The organism is Anaerotignum sp. (assembly GCF_017483025.1).
In the GTDB taxonomy this organism is placed as follows: Bacteria; Bacillota; Clostridia; order Lachnospirales; family Anaerotignaceae; genus Anaerotignum_A.
Genome location: NZ_JAFUMA010000032.1, coordinates 1 through 4876, shown reverse-complemented (window position 1 = coordinate 4876; position 4876 = coordinate 1). Strand labels below are relative to the sequence as shown.

At 41.5% G+C, this 4876-nt stretch carries 1 protein-coding gene; it reads right to left on the bottom strand.

Features of this window, described 5'->3' with window-relative positions:
• Positions 1–152: 152 nt before the first annotated feature.
• Positions 153–4493, bottom strand: coding sequence for a hypothetical protein (locus IJ369_RS02735; protein WP_290715702.1), 4341 nt, complete (start codon positions 4491–4493; stop codon positions 153–155).
• Between the last annotated feature and the right edge of the window lie 383 nt (positions 4494–4876).

Here is a 4876-nt window from a genome sequence, read left to right as displayed (position 1 = left end):
TACCATCCATATCTTTTTTACAACAACGAAGTATCAACCGGTTTCTCCAATGATGGTTGTTTGATTTTCATTAATAAATAAGCGTCCACTCACCTGATTTTTCATATACAAAAAGCAGCAGGAACGCATCCTGCTGCTTTCTTTTTCCCATTTTACAATTCTTCCATAGGACAAAGAGGTACATAATCTGCAGAAACAGCGAACAGTTTCACGTCCTGTCCCCAACTCTGCAACGTGAGTGTAGCTTTCTCACCTGCGGACAGTTCCACCATATCCACGGATTTCATTTTGCCATCCTCATAGGAAGCCAGAACTGCATAAACAGACTCTCTATTGGCCTCATCGGCAGTCACAACGACTGCGCCATTTTCATAATAATTGTAAGAAATCACACCACCCATTTCGCCGACTTTACCGTCACCGCGCAAAACGGGATAACTGCCATCCCCTGCAATCATCCATACAGTAGTGAAGTCAAAACCTGTAAAACTGGACTGCTGGCCCATTTCTTCTGCAGTCAGTGCCAACACATTGGTTACAGTCTTTGTACCAGCATCACCATAAAGAACAACGTCTACAGAACCTGTACCAGATAATGTATAACAGTTTCGAACAATCAGCTCTGCTCCAGAGATATTTGTGCAGACACGACCTACCGTACCGCCTGTATCTTTATTTCCAGCAATAGCACCTGTAGAATAACAGTTCTCAATCACAGAATATCCTGTAGCACTTCTTACCCATGCATCACCAATGATACCGCCAACACAACTATTACCACTGATTTCCCCAGTATTATAACAGTTGCGTACATACAATGTACCATTACTTCCTTCTTCAACTGTTGTAAAGCCAACAATACCACCTGCAAAATGATCATCAGAATCCATGCCAACAGAAACTGCACCATTATTTACGCAAAGCTCAATAATTGCACTATCGGAGTCAGTCGCATACATCATGCCAACAATACCACCTGCATTCTGCAAATCAGCCGAAACAGCGCCATTGTTTGTGCATCCAGAAATCAGACTACAGCCATTATTGCCACTGATACCACCGATTTTATCATATCCAGATATATTGCCATTATTGATACACGCTTCAATGTAAACGCCATTATTTCTGACAGAACCCATGATACCGCCAGCATATTCACTACTATCTTCATTATTGGAGTCAACAAGAACCGCAATATCACCATAGTTCACACAGTCCTTGATTACACCATCAGAATAGCCGGCACCTGCGATGCCACCAACACAGCGATATCCTTCGATATTCGCGTGGTTAATACAATCTTCTATTGTTCCGCTAACTCTACCTGCAATACCACCATTTTTTTCAAGAGAAAAAATGTCCCCGCAGTTTGTACAGTCTTTAACCAGACTTTTCTCATCATTGCAAGAACCGGTAATACCACCTGCATATTCATCAGAAGCCGTTACATTCCCTTTATTGATACAATTTTCAATCGTACCATCATTATAACCAGCCAGTGTACCCACATATCTGGTACCAAAAACATGAGATTTTTCAATCGTCAGATTTTTCAGGCAGCCTCCACTATAAAGCTGTGCAAAAAGGCCACCGTAATCCTGACTTCTATTTACATACAGACCATAAATCGTATGATTGCCACCATCCAGTGTCGTTCTCAGAAAAGAAAGAGGAGTCCAGACATTATCAGGTGCATTTTCCGCTGTCCAGGATTCCCAGTCTGTTGTATCATTCAGGTAAATATCTGCCACCATACGGAAATACGCATCTTTATTTTTATAATTTTCCACCAAAGCCAACTGACTTGCTGTTGCAATCAAATAAGGATTGTTTTCCGTACCGTCACCACCCGCAAAGGCTGTTGCAACAGTACCATCCCACATATCATTTTCGGGCAGAGCCAGAACAGATGCATAGACATTCGCATCACCATAAGGCATGGAGAAGGTAAAGGTATTGTCGCCTGTTTTTTCTGCATAAACGGATGTATCAGGGTCCTCTTCTGTACAGAACCATACCTGGTAAGGAATATAGCCTTCATTCGCTGTTACGGTTACTGTAACCATTGTTTCTGTCAGAGCAGAAGTATGAGAAATCGTTGCAGATCCGTTTTCAGGCTGATTCAGTGTCAGGTTCCCTGTTACAGGAATATATGCAGGCACTGTACCCACAGGAGCAGGATATCCATTACTGTCTGTTTCCCAATATGCATAACCTGTTTCTACTCTCTGGTTTGCCAGTACCCAATCATTCAGAGTTTTCAGAAAATCTGCAGATTTCAGTTCTGTTTCGGTGATTTCTGTTACATATGCTGCGTCATCTGCATCTGTACAGCAATCAGGCAAGGTATAGCAATGAACAATGTCTCCTTCATCAGCACTACTTAAAACAACACCAGGTATGTAACGAGAAGATTCTGTTGTGATCTGTCCGCCATTCCAGCAATTTCGGATAGGTTTGTCTGCACTTAATCTACCACAGATACCACCAGCCATATTAGAACCAGAAACATCGCCCATATTATAACAGTTGGCAACTCCCATTGCATTACTGCTGATATCCCCGACAATACCACCAATTCTCAATGCTACACCAGAAACCTTACCACCATTGATTGAATTTCGAACAAAGCCCTGATTCAAAAGACCAATAATACCACCCGCTTCGCTATTGCTTTCTGATGTTACAATAACATCACCATTATTTTCACAGAAGTCTATAAGAGTATCATTATATCCCTGACCAGCGATACCGCCAACAGAATCCCGACCTGTAACAGCACCTTCATTTTCACAACCAATAACAGAGCTTTCCTGCGCCTGTCCAATAATGCCGCCAACTCTTGTACCTTCCGCCATTACAGTCGCATAATTGATACAGTCCGTTACTGTTACATTATCATATAAACCGCCTGTAATGCCGCCAATAGAAGCGGGTTCATCAGATTCTGCTTCATAGACTGTCACATCACCTTTATTTACACACCCTGTAATCTCTGTCTGACCAAAAGCATAGGCAATAACACCGCCGACCTGACTGCCATAAGAAGAAATACTACCTGTATTCGTACAATCCTCGATCACAGACTCATTGGCACTGCCGACAACACCGCCAATTCTTAATACATCATTACTATCTGTATATGTACTGTTTGTATTTGCAATCGTGCCGGAATTCGTACAGTCGGCAATCAGTTCACATCTATATGCCTGCCCAATCAAGCCTGCAACATGACCGCCTGTAGTCTCGATATTACCGCTGTTATGACAGTTGATGACCCGCGTATCTGTCATCGCTTCACCAATCAGCAGACCACACATCTGTCCGCTGGTAAACATGAAGGACTCCTTGATGGACAGATCCTTGATTTCAGCTTTTTCTGTTCTGAAAAACAGACCTGTATAATTATCCTCAGTAGACATATACAGACCATAAATAGAATGCCCATCACCATCAAAATTTCCTTCAAAGGCATCATCAAAGTTACCAATCATCCCCCATTCATTGGCAGGAACATTCGTTTCAGACCATTCTTCCCAGTCTGCTGTATCATTGAGATAGATATCCTTTGTCAGACGGAAGTGTTTCTGTAAATAATCATTTACCAATACCAGCTGGGCGCCATTTTCAATCAGGTAGGGATCCGCCGCCGTGCCGCTGCCGCCTGCAAAACTGTCCGCCACAGTTCCATCCCAGATACCTGTATCAGAAGGCACATTTTCTTCCAGATCCTGCTCAGTAACGGTATAGGCATCACTCCATACAGACCAATCACCATGATATTTTTCACTCAGATCATTAGATATCACACGAATACGATAATAGTAATCCCCTTCGCCATTTTTATTCATCAAAGTCTCAAATCTTTCCATCGCTCTTGACAGATCATTCATATTTTCACCGCTATAGCGATAGGCTGTAATTTCTCCATTTTCCTTTTTCGCAAACTGAATAAATACCGTACTGTTTTCAGCAGCATCATCAGGAGCAATAAAACTCAATTCACCATTATCCCATACTACATCAGTAATAGTACCGTATTTTTCACCAGGATTTTCATAATAAAACTCCAAAGTGGCTGTATCACTCGGTGTCCAGGCCCCACTCTCTTCCAGATACAATTCTGCCTGATAATTGCCCGTTTTCATTTCATTTTCTGTATACCAGCCGATCAGCAGGTTGCTTTCATCCGCAGAAAACTCAATACCATCACGGTAGACTTCAAATTCTTCATCAGTATCTGTATTTGTAATCGCCAGTGTATAGGCCACTTCCGCCAGTTCTTCCCAATTCCCACTCTCAATTGTAATATTCAGACGACACTTCTCCTCTACCCATTCCAATACAGGTGTCGGCAGTTTGCTATCTTCTGCTGCCGTTTCCTGTAGTTCTATAACCTCTGTCATATCTGTTGTTTCCGCAAAAGCCATGGTCGGCATCAACGAAGTTGACATCGTCAGCGTAAGGCATAATGCCATCAATTTCTTTTTCATATGCTCCTCCCCTTCTTTGTATCAAACAAGATTTTCCTATAGTAATATTATATCATAAAACAGTTTATAAGGTATCATCTCAAAAACCAAACCCCCGATTTCTCAGAGAATTTTATAATGACAATATGCCTGACAATAAAACTTTATCCGGAAAATCATTGAAAAAGAATCTGTATACCTAATCGAAAATTCTTTTCTTTCCTTAGAATGGTGATATAATGAACCTAGTATCAAAACCATAATATTCCGTTGAAATAAATATAATTGAAAGAAAGGAAAATGGTATGAAAACAAAAAAACTTCTGGCTTTTCTCCTTGCCTTTTCGCTGATGCTCCCAACTGTCAGTGTATCGGCAAAAGAATATGAGTCAACACCAAACCAG

Excerpts from the sequence above, each read along its gene's own strand:
- IJ369_RS02735 (WP_290715702.1), bottom strand. The coding sequence starts at position 4,493 with ATGAAAAAGAAATTGATGGCATTATGCCTTACGCTGACGATGTCAACT.